Annotated in this window: 21 protein-coding genes and 1 pseudogene; 8 read left to right on the top strand and 14 right to left on the bottom strand. The window is 52.6% G+C overall.

The features are described from left to right. Both AC2FI7_RS21980 and AC2FI7_RS21975 read left to right on the top strand, forming a co-directional pair. Window positions 1-192: hypothetical protein (locus AC2FI7_RS21980; RefSeq protein WP_496833634.1), on the top strand; the 192-nt coding region annotated here is incomplete at its 5' end. A gap of 201 nt (window positions 193-393) precedes the next feature. After that, window positions 394-540: pseudogene (locus tag AC2FI7_RS21975) on the top strand (IS481 family transposase); the annotation flags it as partial. A 327-nt stretch (window positions 541-867) separates the two neighbouring features. Here AC2FI7_RS21975 and AC2FI7_RS21970 read toward each other — a convergent pair. From AC2FI7_RS21970 to AC2FI7_RS21940, 7 genes are all read right to left on the bottom strand, one after another. Continuing rightward, window positions 868-1,440 (bottom strand): hypothetical protein, encoded by a 573-nt coding sequence (locus AC2FI7_RS21970; RefSeq protein ID WP_010442288.1) that lies wholly within the window; start codon window positions 1,438-1,440, stop codon window positions 868-870. Window positions 1,441-1,819: 379 nt separating this feature from the next. Further along, window positions 1,820-2,941, bottom strand: a complete 1,122-nt coding sequence (locus AC2FI7_RS21965) for an alanine/ornithine racemase family PLP-dependent enzyme (protein WP_496816586.1) — start codon at window positions 2,939-2,941, stop codon at window positions 1,820-1,822. Further along, complete coding sequence (locus AC2FI7_RS21960; RefSeq protein ID WP_010442291.1) at window positions 2,938-4,137, bottom strand: N-acetyltransferase DgcN family protein; 1,200 nt, start codon at window positions 4,135-4,137, stop codon at window positions 2,938-2,940. Before AC2FI7_RS21960 ends, AC2FI7_RS21965 begins: the two co-directional genes overlap by 4 nt. A gap of 92 nt (window positions 4,138-4,229) precedes the next feature. Beyond that, window positions 4,230-4,994 carry a hypothetical protein gene (locus AC2FI7_RS21955; protein ID WP_260027323.1) on the bottom strand — a complete coding sequence of 255 codons (765 nt, stop codon included), beginning with the start codon at window positions 4,992-4,994 and terminating at the stop codon, window positions 4,230-4,232. Window positions 4,995-5,073: 79 nt separating this feature from the next. Continuing rightward, a complete protein-coding gene (locus AC2FI7_RS21950) occupies window positions 5,074-5,427 on the bottom strand; it encodes a hypothetical protein (protein ID WP_170329075.1) in 354 nt (117 codons plus the stop codon). A 3-nt stretch (window positions 5,428-5,430) separates the two neighbouring features. Then, window positions 5,431-5,739, bottom strand: coding sequence for a hypothetical protein (locus AC2FI7_RS21945; RefSeq protein ID WP_170329073.1), 309 nt, complete (start codon window positions 5,737-5,739; stop codon window positions 5,431-5,433). 447 nt (window positions 5,740-6,186) lie between these two features. After that, window positions 6,187-6,939: a Crp/Fnr family transcriptional regulator gene (locus AC2FI7_RS21940; protein ID WP_260027322.1), complete on the bottom strand. Its 753-nt coding sequence runs from the start codon at window positions 6,937-6,939 to the stop codon at window positions 6,187-6,189. Between the two features lie 135 nt (window positions 6,940-7,074). Here AC2FI7_RS21940 and AC2FI7_RS21935 point away from each other — a divergent pair, with 135 nt between their 5' ends. Beyond that, a complete protein-coding gene (locus AC2FI7_RS21935; protein WP_496816589.1) occupies window positions 7,075-7,308 on the top strand; it encodes a hypothetical protein in 234 nt (77 codons plus the stop codon). 233 nt (window positions 7,309-7,541) lie between these two features. Further along, entirely contained in the window at window positions 7,542-7,904 is a 363-nt protein-coding gene (locus AC2FI7_RS21930; protein ID WP_260027320.1) for a hypothetical protein, read from the top strand. A gap of 355 nt (window positions 7,905-8,259) precedes the next feature. Here the strand turns inward: AC2FI7_RS21930 and AC2FI7_RS21925 are convergent, their stop codons facing one another. After that, window positions 8,260-9,276: a LysR family transcriptional regulator gene (locus tag AC2FI7_RS21925; protein ID WP_260027319.1), complete on the bottom strand. Its 1,017-nt coding sequence runs from the start codon at window positions 9,274-9,276 to the stop codon at window positions 8,260-8,262. Here AC2FI7_RS21925 and AC2FI7_RS21920 point away from each other — a divergent pair. Next, on the top strand, window positions 9,263-9,469 hold the full coding sequence (locus AC2FI7_RS21920) for a hypothetical protein (protein WP_496833632.1): 207 nt from the start codon (window positions 9,263-9,265) through the stop codon (window positions 9,467-9,469). The two genes, AC2FI7_RS21925 and AC2FI7_RS21920, sit on opposite strands and share 14 nt — an antisense overlap. Before the next feature lie 101 nt (window positions 9,470-9,570). Here the strand turns inward: AC2FI7_RS21920 and AC2FI7_RS21915 are convergent, their stop codons facing one another. Further along, entirely contained in the window at window positions 9,571-9,963 is a 393-nt protein-coding gene (locus tag AC2FI7_RS21915) for a Rid family hydrolase (protein WP_260027317.1), read from the bottom strand. A 115-nt stretch (window positions 9,964-10,078) separates the two neighbouring features. On the opposite strand from AC2FI7_RS21915, the gene AC2FI7_RS21910 reads away from it, so the two are divergent. Then, window positions 10,079-10,879, top strand: coding sequence for a class I SAM-dependent methyltransferase (locus tag AC2FI7_RS21910; RefSeq protein ID WP_260027316.1), 801 nt, complete (start codon window positions 10,079-10,081; stop codon window positions 10,877-10,879). A gap of 108 nt (window positions 10,880-10,987) precedes the next feature. Here the strand turns inward: AC2FI7_RS21910 and AC2FI7_RS21905 are convergent, their stop codons facing one another. Beyond that, window positions 10,988-11,767, bottom strand: coding sequence for a methyltransferase domain-containing protein (locus AC2FI7_RS21905; protein WP_260027315.1), 780 nt, complete (start codon window positions 11,765-11,767; stop codon window positions 10,988-10,990). Window positions 11,768-12,386: 619 nt separating this feature from the next. On the opposite strand from AC2FI7_RS21905, the gene AC2FI7_RS21900 reads away from it, so the two are divergent. Then, complete coding sequence (locus tag AC2FI7_RS21900) at window positions 12,387-13,571, top strand: alpha/beta hydrolase (protein ID WP_260027314.1); 1,185 nt, start codon at window positions 12,387-12,389, stop codon at window positions 13,569-13,571. A 231-nt stretch (window positions 13,572-13,802) separates the two neighbouring features. Here AC2FI7_RS21900 and AC2FI7_RS21895 read toward each other — a convergent pair whose 3' ends face one another. Both AC2FI7_RS21895 and AC2FI7_RS21890 read right to left on the bottom strand, forming a co-directional pair. Continuing rightward, window positions 13,803-14,375 (bottom strand): carboxymuconolactone decarboxylase family protein, encoded by a 573-nt coding sequence (locus AC2FI7_RS21895; protein WP_496816590.1) that lies wholly within the window; start codon window positions 14,373-14,375, stop codon window positions 13,803-13,805. 269 nt (window positions 14,376-14,644) lie between these two features. Beyond that, a complete protein-coding gene (locus AC2FI7_RS21890) occupies window positions 14,645-14,839 on the bottom strand; it encodes a hypothetical protein (RefSeq protein ID WP_010442300.1) in 195 nt (64 codons plus the stop codon). Between the two features lie 137 nt (window positions 14,840-14,976). On the opposite strand from AC2FI7_RS21890, the gene AC2FI7_RS21885 reads away from it, so the two are divergent. Then, window positions 14,977-16,152, top strand: coding sequence for an alpha/beta hydrolase (locus AC2FI7_RS21885; protein ID WP_010442301.1), 1,176 nt, complete (start codon window positions 14,977-14,979; stop codon window positions 16,150-16,152). Window positions 16,153-16,497: 345 nt separating this feature from the next. Here AC2FI7_RS21885 and AC2FI7_RS21880 read toward each other — a convergent pair whose 3' ends face one another. Both AC2FI7_RS21880 and AC2FI7_RS21875 read right to left on the bottom strand, forming a co-directional pair. After that, a complete protein-coding gene (locus AC2FI7_RS21880) occupies window positions 16,498-16,710 on the bottom strand; it encodes a hypothetical protein (RefSeq protein ID WP_010442303.1) in 213 nt (70 codons plus the stop codon). Between the two features lie 21 nt (window positions 16,711-16,731). Beyond that, the gene (locus tag AC2FI7_RS21875) at window positions 16,732-17,004 is read right to left on the bottom strand and encodes a hypothetical protein (RefSeq protein WP_010442304.1); all 273 of its coding nucleotides are present in this window, start codon (window positions 17,002-17,004) and stop codon (window positions 16,732-16,734) included. Window positions 17,005-17,061 lie beyond the last annotated feature (57 nt).

The raw sequence follows: 17,061 nt of genomic DNA, 5'->3' as shown, positions 1-17,061 counted from the left end.
GACAAAGAGATGACGGAAGAACCGGTGGATTTAGACGAAACGCGAAGCGCCGAACGCCAGATTGCGACCGACACCCGTTGCCGCAAACGCGGCGTTTGGGAGCAGACGCCATCCACTCCATCCGCGTCTCGTTTGTCCGACCTGACTGCAGCGAAAGGGCGGTTTGAGATTTGGGCATCGACGTGTCATTGAATGACCGGTCTGGCGACATCGGCTGCAACGCAGCGAAGAACTTGCCGCGCCTGCGAGCAGATGCTGCGCCGGCAAACACCCGGAAGGGCAACGGCGGTTTAGTCCCGCAGAGCGTTCGTTCGTACAAAGTGCAACGAATGACCGCGTTGAGTCCAACTCGGACATAGCATAATCGTTTTGCGTGCGCTCGCGGCGCAGATTTCGCTGCAAGCCGATCTGGAAGAATGGCTGCACCACTACAACCAAGAGCACACTCATCAGGGCAAAATGTGTTGCTGAAGAATACCCTTCCAGACCATGATCGAGAGCAAAGAGATCAGGAAGCAAAAAATCCGGAACCAAACTTAATCTGGCATACACCACAGGAAAAACGGCCAACTGTCAGATCACATCGGAACCACTACATGTCAGTACATCAGCGACGCCGAGCAAACCCAGGGCTTTCCGATACGCCATTTCGCCACACGTTCAACCCCTTGCAGCGTCGACAAATCCGCTCTCCGAACCCTTCGCTCCAGAATGGAGTTCTGCAACGAAGACACGGGCGTTCTTGCGGCACGTCATTGTGGGCGCGAGCCATGATCATATCTGCTTCGTTGTCGGAGTCTTCCATCAGTTCTTAGCCTCGATTTCTGTTTTGGTTCATACAGCGACTGGAAAAGAAAGTTCCGAGCCCTAAGCCTTGAGATTGAAGGAGCTGCCTGGTTCAGACTGTCCGATGGGACGGCCTGTAATCCGAGGGGTTTTATTAGGACGAACCGGCATTCCTTCGTTCTCAGCAGCTTGGACAGCGAAAGTATACCGAGAACCGTTTCCGCATGCTCGCCGTAGAGCACGTTGATCTGATGATGTGACCTCTGCCTCAGAGATGAGCGACTCGGAGTAGAGGTGCCGAAGTTGAGTCTCTGAAACGCCATCCGCTTCCATTATCAATTGCACCATGGGATCCGCCAAAAGCTGGTCGAGCAAGAACTGCGACAACTGCTTTGAAGACAATTTATCCTTTGCGCGGGCTCTCTCCAAATCAGTAAGAGAAACGGTCAAGGTACGCGCCAGACCGGGGTGAGATTTCCGTGGATGCAGACAGATTAGCACTGATGCTTTCCAGGCTTCTTGATCCGAATAATCTGGTGGTGCGGAAAGCTCAGTTTCTATGTCGTATTCGCCCGCCGGGAGTAATTCGTCGAAGCCAGGGAAAGTAAACGGCCTGGAAAAGACTGCGATTGTCTTGCTGATTATTTGGTTCATTTGGTCAATTCTCCTTTGCTGATACCGCTCGCTCGGAGATGCAGACAAGAACAAGCCACCCACTCCCGGCAGGGTATTATCAGTTTTGGGGTTTAGGCTTTGGTTTTTCGGGGACGGTGTCCTGCCCTTTCGACGTCACTTCTTTTTTTGACGCGTCCGCATCGTTTTCCTTCAGTGCGGCAGCCGCTCTGGTCGTCAGGTCTTTGAAAGACATCATTTTGATCCTTTGATTGTCCGCACCACCCACGAGCCCAGATAGGGTGTGAAAAGTGAATGCGGCTACATCCAATATAGGGATTGGGTGCCTCATTTACTACGTAAAGCCGTAGAATAAGACGGGTGGCTGAAGCAGAACCGAGGCGGCGGCAACCCTGGCGCGCTACTTTCGCTTCGAATATCGGCGATCAGTGTTCGCTGCGGTGCAGTCAACCAATGCGCCATCACCATGGAAGACTTTTGCTACATCGGGTGCAGCCATGCCGCGCGAGAGCGCACTATAGTTCAATTTCAGCTTCACCTCGCCACCAGGGCGAAGCAGACAATCGGTGTTTTCAACAACGATATGATCACTGGTGGCTCCGACGAACGTGACGCCAGCAGGGAATATTAGACCCGCCGCATCAGTGTCCTGGAGTCCAATCGCAAGGATCGACCGAGTATTCGAAGGACTGTCTAAAGTCACACACTGCATTGAAGGTATAGGATAAATCATTTGCAAGGGATTTGGATTTGATTTGGTCTTCGTTTCGATCACTTCCGCCCAAAGCGTAAAAACATCTGTGTAAAGCCCGTCGATCGCGTACCCCGAAACGGGATCGGTACCCAGCAGGATGGCCTCACCCAGACGCAGGTTGTTGATCTTTCCGGTCGCCCCCTTGCCAAGCGCCCATGGCAAACTGGCAGAGCCGCCGCCTGACACTGTTTCCAGAGCGGGTCCACTTGCAAGTTCGGTGTCGGCGGCAAGCGACGAAAGCAATTCCATTGCTCCTGCAGAGGGTGCCACATGACCCAGACAGGCAAAATTTGCGCCAATCCACTTCAGAGAAATCTCTTCCATTCTAAGAATTTGAGACACAGTGCTTTCAAGGTGTTCAGGCAAGATGCCATCCCGCATATCCCCCATTTCCACCATCAAGATAATATTGTGAGTAATGTTCTTCCCCAGCGCCTCGATGGCCAGGCTGGCGATAATGTCCATCTCAGTGTTGAAGCTGACATCGCAGTTATCAAGGACTTGCGCGACCTGGCTCAGCATGGGCGTTCGGATCAAGGATATAGAGCACGAGATTCCAGCATCGCGCATACGCATGATATTGCTGATCCGCGCGTCCGCCAGCCCTGTCGCGCCACCATCAAGCATAGCATTCGCAATCTCAGGATGACCGCAAACGGCTTTTGTCACACCTGTCACCGTAATTCCGCGGGGTCTAAGGTGGTCGACCAGGAACCGTGTGTTGTACCGAATTTTGTCCAGATCAACGTCGATACGCAGCTTGCTCATTCAATGGTCGTAGCACGTACGGGTTGCAAGCGCGGAAAGGCAGATAGAACCATATTCACCAAGTTTTTTGGAGGACGGTTCAATGCGTCAGTGACCGGGAGATACAATTTGCAGTTGTAGTCTGTGATGGCCTTTGAAATCTCAACATCATTCATTCCTTCATGGTTGATCGTCATGCCAATTACCTCTGTGTTCGCAAAAGCCTCGATCAGGGTGATTTCATCGCAAGGGTCGGGCATAGTCATGCTGGGGAAGTCGCATCGACGTTTTCGTTTAGGCGCGTGTTGAAGAATAACTGCATGTGGCTGACTGCCTCGCAGAATGAAGGCTGATGTGCAAAAAGCCGGATGGCTTAGCGCGCCCTGGCCCTCGATCACTATTACATCCGGGTGCTCACCCTCTGATGCCGCAACGACAGCGCGCTCAAGTTCGCCACAACAAAATTGCGGCGGCACCGAATCCATCGCGACACCATACTTGGTGCCCTGCATCAAACAAGTTTGGCCGGTGCCGACCAAAACTGTTTTGATCCCATGCGCGTTAAGTGCGCCTGTCAGGATTGTCGCGGTTGTACGCTTTCCAATTGCACAATCGGTGCCGAACACCGCGATGCGGATCGCCTGGACGTCTCCAATACTGCCATCTAACAGGCGCAGGTCGGGATTTGGCCGCGGCTTGCGAATGTCGCGTATCGTGACATCGTGAATTTTGGCAAATCCTGCGAGCTCCTTGTCATCGCTAAGAAATTCATGCAGCCCACTGACGATGTTCATTCCGAGCGTTATCGCATCCACAACAACTTCGCGATCCTCAAGGGACATTCTGCCGCTGGCCGGCGCCATTCCGTAAATAAAAGTGTCGGGGATCGTAGCTTCATTAGCGACGGCAGCATCAAGATCATCGAAGATGGGAACCTGATTTGCGATATTATCAAGCACTTTGCCACTGTCACAACCGCCATACGTGCTGTCGATCACCGAAAGAACGCGATAGGCCTGTGAATGTCGAACGAGACCATTAGCCGTCTTGCCATCGATCTTTGCGAAGTTTCCTTCGCAATACACAATTGCAGTCGGTGTATCTGTCACGAGTGTCTTGCGGTGAAGCTCTGGAAAAACTGCTTGTTCAGGCGCCAGCTTTTGCGCATCGCTGGCAATGAACTGCTTGGCATCCGACGCAATGGGTTCGGGTTTCATATTTGTTCCTTTTTAGAGTGTGAAACGCGCGTCCTTGGTAAGGACGGGCAAAAACTGTGAAGTTTGGGAAAGTGGGCTTTCTGTCTGAATTCTCACTGGTTCAGAACACACAGCCCTTCTGATCGATGATAGTTTTTGTGGCATTGCCACCCATTGCCGGATCGGTCGATATGGGCATTTGCCGGTAGCTCGATTGCATTGCAGCGATCACCGGACGCCTCGTAGCCACGTTCGCATTTCCATCCAACTCCATGGATCGCGTCATCGTAGAAAGCATTTTCAGGCACAAACACGGCATCGCACCGTCCGTCGCGCTCAAAATACCCACGCTCGCACGTCCAGGGACGCCCGCTGGTTGATGCGTTCAGAAAAGCGTTTTCCGGCACCGCTACTGCCACGCATGCTTCTCCGTCTTTTTCGTAGCCACGGTTGCAACGCCATGCAGATCCATAAGTGCTATTCGTCAGGTAAGCATTATCCGGCACCACGATTTTCTGGCAGCTATCGTCTACTCTTGTGTATCCACGCAGGCACCGCCACCTCTCACCTGATGGATCGAGATATCCACCCTCAGGCACAATCACTTCAGTGCATGAGGTGCCGCCAACTTCAACAAAGCCATGCATACATGCCCACCCTGAGCCATAGGTTCTGTTTGTGGGGTAGGCATTTCCCGGCACGACAATGGCCACGCATTCTTCGCCTTTCAACTGATAGGACAAATCGCATTCCCAACCGTCGCCATACTTTTTGGGATGCGCGTTATCCGGGATCGAATTTGTTTCGGCCGATGCGGGACTTGATGAGATAAAGGAGCCCGCCAAACTGCTGAAGACGACAACAAACAACGCAGCCATTAAGTGAGCGCAAAACCGGTACTGATTTTTTCGATTTGCCCTGATGCAAACGGCGTTGTCCGAATGTTGAGTGATTGAGTTACGATCCATCCAGGTTCAGCCCCTCGATACAGGCCTGCGCCAGGTCTTTGTTAGGAGTTTGGGATCCCGGCACCGTTGCCCAGCCAGCCGCCATGACGGCATCCTTCTGCTTGAAAGAAGAAGCCTCTTTGATCGTCGTTATTTTTTCGGCGCGTTGGGCGTCAGTTCTCGCCATGTCGACGCAGACCGGAACCAACGCAGCGATTACATTGTCGCGGGACATGGCGTTGGCCATCTTGTCCGCGCTACCGCCGGTCATCCATCCACCCCATGAAAATCCAACGACGCCTACGAAAACCCCGCCGATCAGAGCACCGTAGATTCCGGGTTTAAGCCATTCGGGCGTGTTCATAATCTATTCCTCCTGCGGGGAAAGCGCCGCATCGCTGTCATTGTTAGATGTGGCCAAGGTCTGGTCGTGCTTAAGCGCCAGTTCAAAATCTTCTGGGTCAATTGGGCGCATTTCCGTGCGGCCTGGCTTGCTGCCTTTGCCCCGAACTGTCAGGTAGGTTCCGGTTCTGCGATATGCTTCGAAACTCAGGCCCTGCAGTAGCTCTTCTTCGACAACTACTTCATACTCGCCTGCAGGAAGTACATCCGGGTAGCCGGACAAAGAGAACGGATTTGAAAACGTCACCAAAGAACTGGACGATCTTGTGCTCACCTTTGTCCTCCATTTAGTTTGTTGGATCTTCCCCGCGCAGTCTGCCGCGGTACACGCTCGTAAGCGCCGCGGTAGTACTGGCGTTGTAATTTAGAATAATGTGCAAATGGCAGGCGCGCGCTGATCGATGTTAGTCGGCGGCCAATGACCTGAGATTTTATTGGAATCTCAAATGCATTTGGTGCCCGAGGATCAGGCACACTGCCAAAAATTGACTAACCTGCGTCAGTGCAACGATGTTTGGATTCCGGCAACGTGATGTGTGTTGGCGGGATATTTGCTGGCGTGTTCTTAACGAGTAATTGAGAAGCGCAGGAAATCCAGTACCGCAATCGGACTGTATTTATCTTGCGCTTCTTTTTCAGTGAAATCCCAAATCTGCCGAAGCGAATTCCGTCTCTAACAGGCAACGATCATCAAAATCCCGGCATCGCTGTAGGGGTGAACTTATTGCTTCAACAGTGGCCCGGCCTGATCCAGATAAGTGGGGTCAAAACCGGCCAACGTCACCAGTCCTTCATAATCATCAAATACCACTTGCCCGGATTGAAAAGTAACCAGCCCCTTCTCCCGCAGTTGCCGTAGGACACGATTAACATGTACGGCACTCAGTCCCAGTGCATCGGCAAGGTGGTATTGTGTCAGTGGGCAGGCGTATCCCGTCTTGCTTGCCATCCCGACCTGAGTCAGCCTCACACCAAGTTCCAATAGAAAATGCGCCATGCGCTCACCCGCATCTCGCCGTCCTACGTTGACCAGGTGCTCAACCACCATCGCTTCATCTCGAGAGACCGCCCAAAGAATTGCTGTCGCCAGCCGGGGCGTTTGCGCAAATGCTTCCAGGAGATCATCCACTACTACTTCAATGGCTTGGATTTCCATGATTGGTTCTATGCTGTGATCCGAGGTGTGCAGCAGAACGCTTCGCAAGCCCAGAAAGTCACCCGGTATTTGGAAATCGACGATCTGACGCGACCCGTCAGTCTGGGTTTTGTAGGAACAAACCCAGCCCGAGGCCAGAATGTAGGCAGCCTGCTCTGATTGCCCTTGATGCACAAGGTCACGTCCGGCTTCAAAGGTTCTGCGACGCTTGTGCAGGCGTGCCAATGCCGCAAGTTCAACCTCAGTCAGAGCGACGAAGTTTGAAAGCTTTCGGGTGAGTGGACTGTTTTTGATAGTGCGCAAGTGTTCTTCCTTCATCGATGAGCAGCCCGCGAAACTATCCGACGCCAAGACTGCTTTCGATCAGTTAAGTATACAGCAATCTATGCCAGTATGATGCAATTCATTGTGGCGCTTCCTTGCTTGGACGCCTGTTAAAAAAGGACGTCTACCATGGCTGACCGGCAAGACTACTCAGGAATGGCCGCACTCTCAATTTGTGAAGCGCTTTTGCTTGCAATCAAAGATCGTGAGCTCCTGCCCGAACATGAAATTGTGGGAGTTCTGCGTGACGCAGCTGCTGCCCACGAAACAGCGGTCGGCAATAACGATGAAAAGGATATGCACCAGGCCGTCGCCTTTCTCATTAGCCGGATCATTGCTTCCGGCTATCGGGTTCGGCAGTAGCGTAAAGTCCCGTATCGGAAAAACAAGATTATGCTCGTCAAAAAAGCTTAACAGCAAGAAGACACAAAATTGGCGTCTCGTTTCTAATCAGTTCAAACACGAAGCAAAAACCAATGTTTCAATACTTGCCATAGCCACCGGTCAGCGGCGTACCACCAAGCGCAACTGCGGCAATTGCGTCGAGCTCAATCATCAGACCCGCCTGTGGCGTCGCCGCCCCTGCCCTTGCCAGGTTGACGCAAGCCGCCAAGCCGGGAGCACGATTTGGAGTTTATGACATTCTACAGCGCGAAGGTGGTGACGTCGTTTATCCGACACCTTGGGCTATGGACCCTTCGATCAGTTATCTCGCGACTCCGAAAGAAATGGCCAGTTTGTTGCAAAATGCAGGTTTTGCGATATTGGACGAAGAAGACTCGACGACTGAAAGCCATGAGTGGCTTAAGGCGAGAATTTCGATGCCCAAGTCTGATCGTACCATGCCGGTTACGACACAGATTCTCTTTGGGAACGTCGCCAGTGACATGGTTCAGAACCAACTTCTGGCTTTGGACGAACGCCGTTTGTTAACGTACCGCTTCATTTGCGTGGCCTGACGATGGGGTTGCGCCGGCGCTCGACCCGATCTTTCTGCTGGACCTATAAGCTCGGGCATGACCGAGGCTAACTTGCCTGAATAGCGTCGGCAGGCATCAGGCCCACGAAACGAAATTGCCGCGTTTCCCTGTTGAACAACCACCATTGTTCAATTCAGGGCGTTCATTTTCTCCGAGTTCTCAGCCACCTTGGCAAAACTCTTTTTGACGACGCGGCCAACTCATTATTCGTTGGCCGGTCGAAGTATATATCGAGTACTTCCGCTGCTTTGATGAAAAGGTCTTCACTGCTTTTTTTGTGCAAAAGAGTTTGTCCGCGTGTCAAAAAGCAAAGTCTCAGTCTATTTTCACTTGATCACGACTTGTAGATCGCAGCGTAACGCGGTGCGAAGAACTTAACGAAGGCTCTAACCTCTGGCCGACGATAGGCTTCCGGCGAAATGAGCATTAGGTGCGGCACCGCAAGTTCGGGGATTTCGTCGAAACATCGGATAAAAGACATATCTGTTTCCACCAGCTTGACGTTGCTGATTCCAAGGCCTTGCCCTGACCTGATCGCCGCATGCATTAGCTCGAGTTCAGTGAAAGACATGACGATCTGGTCCGGCTCCACGTGATTGGTCAACCATTCGTGGAATACATTTGGTACATCGTCCCGCTGAAAGGTAACAAACTGATGCCCGGCCAGATCATTCGTTGACCCCGGTAAGCCAAATTTGTCCGCGTAATTTCTGCTGCCGAACAAAGACCAGCGGGCCGTGCTGATCTTCCGGCAAATCAGGTCAGGATCGGGATCGGTTCTTGCAAGGCGCAAAGCAATGTCGGCCTCGCCCGCCATCAGGTCCAGCGCCCGAACGCTGGATAAAAACTCGAATGCGACATCCTGATTGTCGGCGGAAAACTCGTTTACGATTTCGATCATGCGTGAGGAGAAGTTTGCCGAATAAGCGGTGATACGGATGGGTTGTGTCGACGTCAATTCTTTCGCGCAATCGGTAAATTCAAGTACTGAAGCCTCGATTGCTTCGGCGAGGGGAACGAGGCGAAGGGCTTCTGGGGTCGGTTTGAACCCGTGCGTACCGCGCTCAAACAGCGTCAACCCTGTTTCTCTTTCGAGAACTTCAATGCGTCGGGCGACCGTTGGTTGGGAGACCTTTAACTTTCTAGAGGCCGCAAGCGTCGACCCTTCTCTGAAGACAGAGAGGAACACACGAATATCCGACCAGTTTCGGAACCCGTTCTGCATTTTTGTAGAACAGCACAATTTTGCGCCGGATACCAGACGAACGGGTGAACAGTTACTGTTGTTGCGACAGCGCAAGTAACTCGGAAAGGACCATGAGATGGCTTCCCATACAATGTCACCCAGCATCTGGACCGTATTTGGTGGACTGTTCGGTTGGACCAAAAGAGCCTTCCCCGAAGCCCGGAAGCCGCGGCCTACAGCTGACGATCTTCACGCTGAACGCGACTATATTAATGACGTGATCTGGAGTAATCCCGCTGCGTTTTCGAGTGAACTGGACGTGCAGAACATGATGAGTCTGTATCCAGGAAGGTTCTGACGACACTTGGTGACAATCGGCCGAATAAGGCAATGAGATCACATCCAAGGCAGTTGCGAGCTGTAAGTGACAGCTAAGTAACCGCGTAGTGGCCTTCTCAGCTATGCGTCGTCGGCAATGATTGCATCGACTTCGATCTCGACCAACCATTCAGGGTTCACAAACCGATTGATCGCCATAATTGTATCGACGGGCCGTGCATCGACGCAATACTTCTTCCTTGCCTCGATGGCTTCTTTCCCATTGTCGATATCTGTCAGTATGACTCGCGTCCGAACAATGTTTTGAATTCCAGAACCTGCCTGTTCAAGAGCCGCCTTTATGATTTCAAAGCACTGGGTTGTTTGGGCAAATACATCTCCCACCCCGACGGTCTTGCCTTCAGCATCGACAGGTGCGGTGCCGCCAACAGATATGTAGGGACCAACCCGAACTGCTCGGCTGAACCCAACGATTTTTTCCATCGGATTTCCATTTGAAACGAGCTGACGCATGGCATGAATCTCCTGTTTGTCCCAAGTATACTCATTTTGGCACGGCTTGTTCTTGGTTCAGGTGATGCTAGGGTTTTTGGTAGAAAATACTGAGCGTTAATGGAGGGTGGTTGGGATGGCTGATCCGTTTCAAGATGTAGATGCTGCGGGTGCGGAGTTCATTTCCGCATTTGCCGACTCGATGGACGCGCGTCAGGCCGACCCCACAATGGAAAAGATCGTTTCAAACTATCTGGCCAAACTTGAGTTTGCCAAAGATAGCCTGACGGTTGAAGTCGGGTGCGGTGCGGGAGCTGTCACGCGCCGCATTGCGGAGAAGGCCAAACCCGCGCGTGTCATTGGTTTCGAGCCGTCTAAAGGCTTTGTGACCGAAGCAAGAGCGCGGGTTGGGGGCCACGACAATGTGGCGTTTGAGGTCGCCGATGGAGCGTCGCTGCCCCTGGATGATGGCTCGGTTGATAACTTGTTAATGCACACGGTGCTTACCCATGTGGAAGATCCGGCACCTCTTCTGACCGAGGCAAGGCGCGTTCTAACGTCGGGAGGGCGTCTCGTGGTGTGTGACGCTGACTTTTCGAAAGCGTCACTGGGAAACCTGCCAAACGATCCTCTGGACGCCTGCGCCAAGATATTTGTGAACGAGTTTGTCACCGACCCATTTGTTGTCGCCAAGCTGCGCGGACTGGCCTCAAATGCCGGATTCACAGTCGAAGACTTCAGTCTTCAAAGCAGAAGTGTTCTGGACAATGACCAAATGCTCCCCTGGGTCGAAGAGACTGGCAAAGTGCTGATGAAACGCGGTGACATTGGCGAGGATCTGCACAATGGATTGGTCGCCGAGTATCGCCGTCGAGCAAGAGAGCGCACACTTTTTGGCTATCAGGTCTTTGCGACGCTGATTGCCAGGCGGCCATAAACTCTTGGCATTCGAGTCGCGACAGTAAACAGTTGCCAGCCAGAAGCTTTGCTCCATAACGATGGTTTAGAGAGCGCGGCCGAGATCAAGTGGCGCATTGTAGAACGATCAACCCTTTTTGCGCGCCACGACAATAAATTGGGTCATCGAAAAGAAGAAGCGTCCAACTTTTGCAAGGCTATGCTGTTCGTCAAACCATGCTTGGGCAACAGCGGGATCAACATGGTCATTTGCGACAGCGTATTGCTTCATGAGGTGCATCATCATGATTGCGAGGCCATCAGGCTTTAGCTGGTGATCTGTCATTGTGAACGACAAGACACCTTCCACATGGTCGCCACGCGCTTTGATCAGTGCGGGCAGTCTTTCCGGGAGGGAACCACTCACAAAGTGCTGGTTCCAGGATGTCAGCATCTTTTGCATTCTGTCGGGCTCTTCGCTGAACCAAATCAAGCTGCCAAAGTGTAGATCGCTGATGACAAGGCGCCCGCCAGGTTTGATGCACCGCAGCGTGTCAGCCAATGCACCGTCTACGTCTTCGATGTACTCAAAGACCTGCACCGAGACGGCCTTGTCAGCACTCTGATCCTCAATGGGCAAGCTATTTGCGGCACCAGCACGAAACTCCACGTTTGCGTAGTCGCTGCATCGTTCTTTAGCGGCTGCTGTCATGTCAGTGCTTGGGTCGATCCCGATGACACAGCCATCCGAGCCAACTGCGCGAGCCAACTCCGCTGTTAACATCCCGTTGCCACAACCAACATCCAAAATAGTCTCACCGGGAGCCGGGCACAGCGCATCAAATGAAGCCTGTCTTCGCCGCGTCAGTTCAGCTCCCTGATAGGCGATTTCAAGTAATTTCGTTGTCTCCGCGTCAAACTTAAGCAAGTCATTACCCCCCCCAAATTACCAGCTTTCTATTCGCACGACCTTACCAGACATACAGAACTCCTCGAATGACCATTTTGTTGGCAAGGCGACAGACCTTGATGGTTTACAACAAGCGAAACTCGGTGCTTCAGTTCGGAAGGGCTGATCCATATGTCCAGCTTTACTGAAGAGAGTGAAAAGGCGCGTAAGCAGTGTCGTTTAAGGCCAGCAGAAGTTGATTATTTGCAATGCAAGAGGAACCCTTCAATGCGACCCACGCGGGCGACGGTTCTTTTAAGAGTTCACCGACTTCGACGAAGAAAACTCTTGGGACAACTTAACAAGCTGTGTTTTCGGCACCACTAAGCGTTCCGCTAGTTCGACGTCGTCATTCAACAAGGCGCGACAAATTTCGTTCTCCAATTGATTTGCCAAACTAAGTAACGCGCTCGCGGTTTTGACGGAAGTTGAGGTCTCTCTAACGAGCGCAGCGCGGTTCAGGTTATTCGATGAGATCTGCGGCATGGTCTGTCTTCCCCACTGGCTTCATACGCAAGCTTATCCGCATCAATTCGCCGAAACCGTTGACATATCGTTGCTGCATAGTTGAATTTTGTAGATAGCGTTGGAGGTATGCATGCGGCAGTGGGTTTTAGATCGGAGAGACGGCACATTGTCTTCCGGTCAAGATCATTCGACTTTGTCGCCAAAAGCTACCGAAGTATTGGAGTGCCTGATCGCTGCGAACGGGGAGGTCCTGTCGCGGGAAGACATACTTCAGTCCGCATGGCAGGGCTTGCACGTCAACCCCGATCTGGTGCGAGAGTACATTTTTGAAATTCGCAAGGCGTTGGGCGATGACGCGAAAGATCCAGACTACATAGAAACCGTTGGTCGGCGTGGGTTTCGCTTAATTGGGGCGATTTCAATTAACCCTGCGGCAAAAGTCGTCTCAAACTCTAACTCCCTGTGTGGTCAACCCAATCCTCTGCCGCCTGTAAAATTTTGCCACTCCAGGGACGGGACTTCTATTGCTCATACCGTATCCGGCACGGGTTACCCTTTGCTGATTTCCGGCAGTTGGATGACCCATCTGGAGCAAGACTGGCAGAACCCATCCTATGGCGATTACATCCGGCACCTGTCGGCAAAGTTCTCTGTCATTCGATACGATCAGCGCGGAAATGGGCTGTCCCAGTGGTCTGACGTCGACATCAGCTTTGAGGGCATGGTCGATGATATGGAAGTCGTGATCAATGCCTATGGTCATGACAAAGTGGCGATACTTGGTCTGTCACAAGGTGCATCCGTGTCTGTGGCCTACGCTCTGCGGCGGCCTGAACGAATTTCTCATTTATTGCTCAGCGGTGGATACTCGCGCGGGCGCAAGCAACGCGGCAATGTCGCGGAGTTTGAGGAAAGCAAAGCTCTGGTCAAGCTGATCCGCAACAGCTGGGGTAACGAAAACCCTGCTATCCGGCAGATTTTGACGACCATGTTCATGCCCGACGCAACCAAGGAAGAGATGGATTGGTTCAACGAGTTTCAAAAGCTTTGCGGACCAGCTGAGAACATCGCCCAGTTTCGCGCCTTGTTTGACGATATTGATGTGAGCGAACTGTTGGCAAAGGTCTCTGTTCCAACAATGGTCCTTCACAGCGATAGGGACGCTGTTGCGCCGCTCTCGGAGGGGAAACTGCTGGCGTCTGAAATTCCGAACGCATCGTTTGTTCAGTTGAACAGCCCGAACCACCTACTATTTGCGTCCGAACCGGATTTCCCAAGAATGATTGAGAGTATTGAGAGCTTTACTCGAACATAAGGACGCGGGCATGTCGGTCGTGCCGCCTGTTTTGGTCACCGAAATTGGGAGCTACCGATACACTGGGGCTGACTATACCAGCAATCGGCGGTAGAAATGCTGGAAGTCCTGTTTGTTTGCTTGGCAACCAAGCTTGGAACTTTAAGAACTTTGGGAGCCTGAAAACCAAGCAGCCGCCCTTACCGCGCTGGCAAAGTACATCAAGATTGAAATGCCTGGAACGTCTTCAATTCAAGGTATATCGAGGCCATTCTCCCGTCCAAAATCGGTGTAGAAGCTGTCACTGCGGCATCGGTTCAAAGTGGCTTCGTCTGCTTGTCTTGGATCGTTGCCAGGGCTTTGGACACCTGTTCCTTCTATGAAGCGGTTCACGAGATTAAAGACACCGCACACTTGGATAGCATCGAACAACGCGCTCTCTGACCAGCCTGCCGCGTAGACCCCTTTTGCGTCGGCTTCCGTCATTCTTGATGGCGAGACGGTGAGCTTTTCAATGTATGCCAGTAACGGTTTGAGATGGTCCTCGACTGGTGCCGTATCGCGGTCTTCCATCAGTGCCTCGATTGTCTCGACCTCAATGCCGTAGGCTTTGGCGAAAACGATGTGTGCGCCATGGCAATACGCACAAGCATTCAAGCCAGAGACATAGGCTGCAATCAATTCTCGTTCAGCAACCGAGAGGTCGCTCTCGCCCCTCATCACAAGGCTTTCATACGCACACAATGGAGTAAGCTTGTCTGGAAAGGCTTGATAGACACTTCCAAGCGTTGCGTTCTCAGGCAGAGATGGAAATAGGCGTTTCATTCAGTTCTCTTTCAGTCTTGTTTTGGATAACTTCGTCTCACATGAGGAACCAACGGTGTTTACACAACCTTAAAGCAAATCCGGATTCCGCACAGAGATTCTGTTGGAAACCTGCAAACGGCAGGTTTGCCTGACGACACCCCCAACATGTTGGTTGTTTGGTTAAAGGTAATTTCATTTGAGCCGTTCTCGTAAGTCTACAATGTCCGGGTTAGCCCCCAAACCGGAGCTTCAAATCCAAGCGTGGTGACTTCCGTGTTGCGGACTCATCAGACCTTTGCAGGACGACCCTCAATCCATTGCCCAAGCCTATCGACGAGGTGGCTCAAGACACCCAGTATCTTGGTGCGCTCAGCTCGTTTGAACTCTCGTTTCACTGCAATGGCCATGCGCTCATGGTCGGTGACAGGCCGATGCGTTTCGGGAATGTGCTTCAGAAGGTCGATGTTTGTATCGGGCATCATTTTGGATCTCCTCATCAAGTGTTCCCAACGTGCCCTACTCAAGGGCAGCTCGCTTGACGAAATCCCTGCGATATCCTTGCAATTCCCCTTAGATTTCCTTGTGAAAAGAAGGGAAGATATGGGTTAATCTGTAGATCATGGAGTATCGCTTCGACGACTGCGCGCTAGATGATGCGCGACGTACCCTCACACGTTCCGGCGAACCAGTTGCCGTCGAACCGCAGGTTTTTGATCTAATCCTGCTGTTAGCCGATAATGCCGAACGCGTGGTCACGCGCGACGAGATTATTGAGGTAGTTTGGGGCGGCCGGATCGTATCGGAAAGCGCTATCAGTGCGAGGATCGCGGCGGCGCGGAAGGCGGTTGGGGACGACGGCAAGCGCCAGGCCGTCATCCGTACGGTGGCGCGGCGCGGGTTGCAGATGGTGGCGACGGTTCAGGTCAATGGGTCGTCAAATGAGAATGCCGTTAGTTCCCGACAATCCGATGTTCAGCGTATTCGATTCACCCGCAATCCAGACGGACATTCCATCGCCTATGCCAGTTATGGCAGCGGCCCTGCCCTCATTGAGGTCGAAAGCGGGATTTCACATCTCGAATTGAGTTGGGCCATCCCATGTGAGCGCAACTTCTTCGACCCGCTCATCGCGCAAAACAACTTCGTTCGCTACGATCCGGCAGGCCAAGGGCTTTCTTCAAAGGATGGTGTTGATGGCGCTCGCGATTTCATTAAGGCCGGCGAGGATGTGATCGCCGTGGCGGACGCCGCAGGGCTCAAGAAATTCGCACTGATGTCGCGTTCCGGAGCCTGCCTTCGTGCCATCCAGATTGCAGCCCAATATCCAGATCGGGTCACAAAACTCGCAATTGTCGGCGGATATGTGACAGGGCGCACCGCCCGAGCACCTGGACCTGACCCGATGCGGCAGTTGATCGCGTCGGGCTGGGATGCCAATGCCATCGGTTTCGCTGCTGGCCTAATGACAAGTTACTTTCCGGACGGTCCGGCCGAGCATGTGATGGATTATGCACGCTACTTCACCCGGGCATCTGGACAGTCCAGGGCTTTAGCTGAACGCGACCAGATCAACGCTGCGAATGTAGAGGAGCTGTTGCCGTTAGTTTCTTGTCCAACTTTGGTCCTTCATGGTCGAATGGATGCAATTCATCCTCTATCTGAAGCTCAGAAACTCGTAGCTGGAATTCGCGGAGCCGAGTTGGTCGTACTTGAAACCGCTAACCATTTTCCACTACCTGGTGGGCCGGTATGGGAGACCTATATGGAGACACTTCTGGCGTTTCTCGCTGATTGAACCGAATTTGGGCAAGCGATGATCCACAAGGCTTTTTTATTCTGGCGCATTAATTTCACGCTCAAATAAAACTGCTAGAGGCTGAGAAGCGGTTTCATGGTCGTTGTGTATGATTTAGCGGGGCTTGTTTCCATGCCAGGTACCGATATGCCGTAAGAAGAGACGCGGAAGGTTCATTGTGGGTTCAAAGCACTCGTTCGATGCAACTCTCACCAACAACCGCTACGCGGACAAAACGGACGTTTGGATCTTCGCACGCAATGGCAGCAACACCCCTCAAACCGGACATCGATCAGGAACGCGAATTGGCGAGCGCGTCCGGCCTTTGGTTGCATTCTAGTAGAGCTAGCGGCCAGACACTGCCGAAACCAAGGTTGTCTTATAGACCTCCAACCGAGCATTGGCGTTGCTGTCGATCAGCATGATGAGGCCTAGAAAGACGATTGACGTGACAAAGGCCCCCCGCAAGCCGGGGCAGTGCACAAAAACGAATAACATAGCGGCAGCAGCGATCATTAGTGGCATAACCTTGAAAACCGCAGTGCCATATTGCGCCATTGTCCTGTCAACGCGTTCGATCTAGGAAGCAACAAAACCCGCCCCGTCCTCAGCGATGGCAGGCGCGAAGCCTGTTAAGCTTTTCCACGTTCCGTAGAACAGCCCGCCGCCGAGGATCAGCATCAGCACTCCGGCCACGAACATCGGGAGCACGAACGCCTTTGCCATGTCGGTCTCTCCCCTCGACCAGAAAAGAAGGCTGGCCACGAGAAACACCACCCCAAACAGAGCGAAAAAGCCGTTTGACCACAGTTCCGCCTTAGCCCAGTCGGTCGATGCCTTGAGGATATCCATTGTAAAGCTTCCTTGCGCGGCGCTCCTTGCTGAAGCGCTGTATCTTTAGTGCGGAGG

The sequence above is a fragment of the Ruegeria sp. YTSA064 genome, assembly GCF_059610325.1.
Note: the sequence above shows the minus strand (reverse complement) of the source record. Positions and strands in the feature narration are given on the sequence as shown.

Coding starts and splice junctions, on each gene's coding strand:
- AC2FI7_RS21940 (WP_260027322.1), bottom strand. CDS start 6,939: ATGAAGGAAGAACACTTGCGCACTATCAAAAACAGTCCACTCACCCGA.
- AC2FI7_RS21915 (WP_260027317.1), bottom strand. CDS start 9,963: ATGCGTCAGCTCGTTTCAAATGGAAATCCGATGGAAAAAATCGTTGGG.
- AC2FI7_RS21970 (WP_010442288.1), bottom strand. CDS start 1,440: ATGAACCAAATAATCAGCAAGACAATCGCAGTCTTTTCCAGGCCGTTT.
- AC2FI7_RS21900 (WP_260027314.1), top strand. CDS start 12,387: ATGCGGCAGTGGGTTTTAGATCGGAGAGACGGCACATTGTCTTCCGGT.
- AC2FI7_RS21895 (WP_496816590.1), bottom strand. CDS start 14,375: ATGAAACGCCTATTTCCATCTCTGCCTGAGAACGCAACGCTTGGAAGT.
- AC2FI7_RS21950 (WP_170329075.1), bottom strand. CDS start 5,427: ATGAACACGCCCGAATGGCTTAAACCCGGAATCTACGGTGCTCTGATC.
- AC2FI7_RS21885 (WP_010442301.1), top strand. CDS start 14,977: ATGGAGTATCGCTTCGACGACTGCGCGCTAGATGATGCGCGACGTACC.
- AC2FI7_RS21925 (WP_260027319.1), bottom strand. CDS start 9,276: ATGCTGGGTGACATTGTATGGGAAGCCATCTCATGGTCCTTTCCGAGT.
- AC2FI7_RS21960 (WP_010442291.1), bottom strand. CDS start 4,137: ATGAAACCCGAACCCATTGCGTCGGATGCCAAGCAGTTCATTGCCAGC.
- AC2FI7_RS21935 (WP_496816589.1), top strand. CDS start 7,075: ATGGCTGACCGGCAAGACTACTCAGGAATGGCCGCACTCTCAATTTGT.
- AC2FI7_RS21875 (WP_010442304.1), bottom strand. CDS start 17,004: ATGGATATCCTCAAGGCATCGACCGACTGGGCTAAGGCGGAACTGTGG.
- AC2FI7_RS21965 (WP_496816586.1), bottom strand. CDS start 2,941: ATGAGCAAGCTGCGTATCGACGTTGATCTGGACAAAATTCGGTACAAC.
- AC2FI7_RS21880 (WP_010442303.1), bottom strand. CDS start 16,710: ATGGCGCAATATGGCACTGCGGTTTTCAAGGTTATGCCACTAATGATC.
- AC2FI7_RS21920 (WP_496833632.1), top strand. CDS start 9,263: ATGTCACCCAGCATCTGGACCGTATTTGGTGGACTGTTCGGTTGGACC.
- AC2FI7_RS21955 (WP_260027323.1), bottom strand. CDS start 4,994: ATGGCTGCGTTGTTTGTTGTCGTCTTCAGCAGTTTGGCGGGCTCCTTT.
- AC2FI7_RS21890 (WP_010442300.1), bottom strand. CDS start 14,839: ATGATGCCCGATACAAACATCGACCTTCTGAAGCACATTCCCGAAACG.
- AC2FI7_RS21910 (WP_260027316.1), top strand. CDS start 10,079: ATGGCTGATCCGTTTCAAGATGTAGATGCTGCGGGTGCGGAGTTCATT.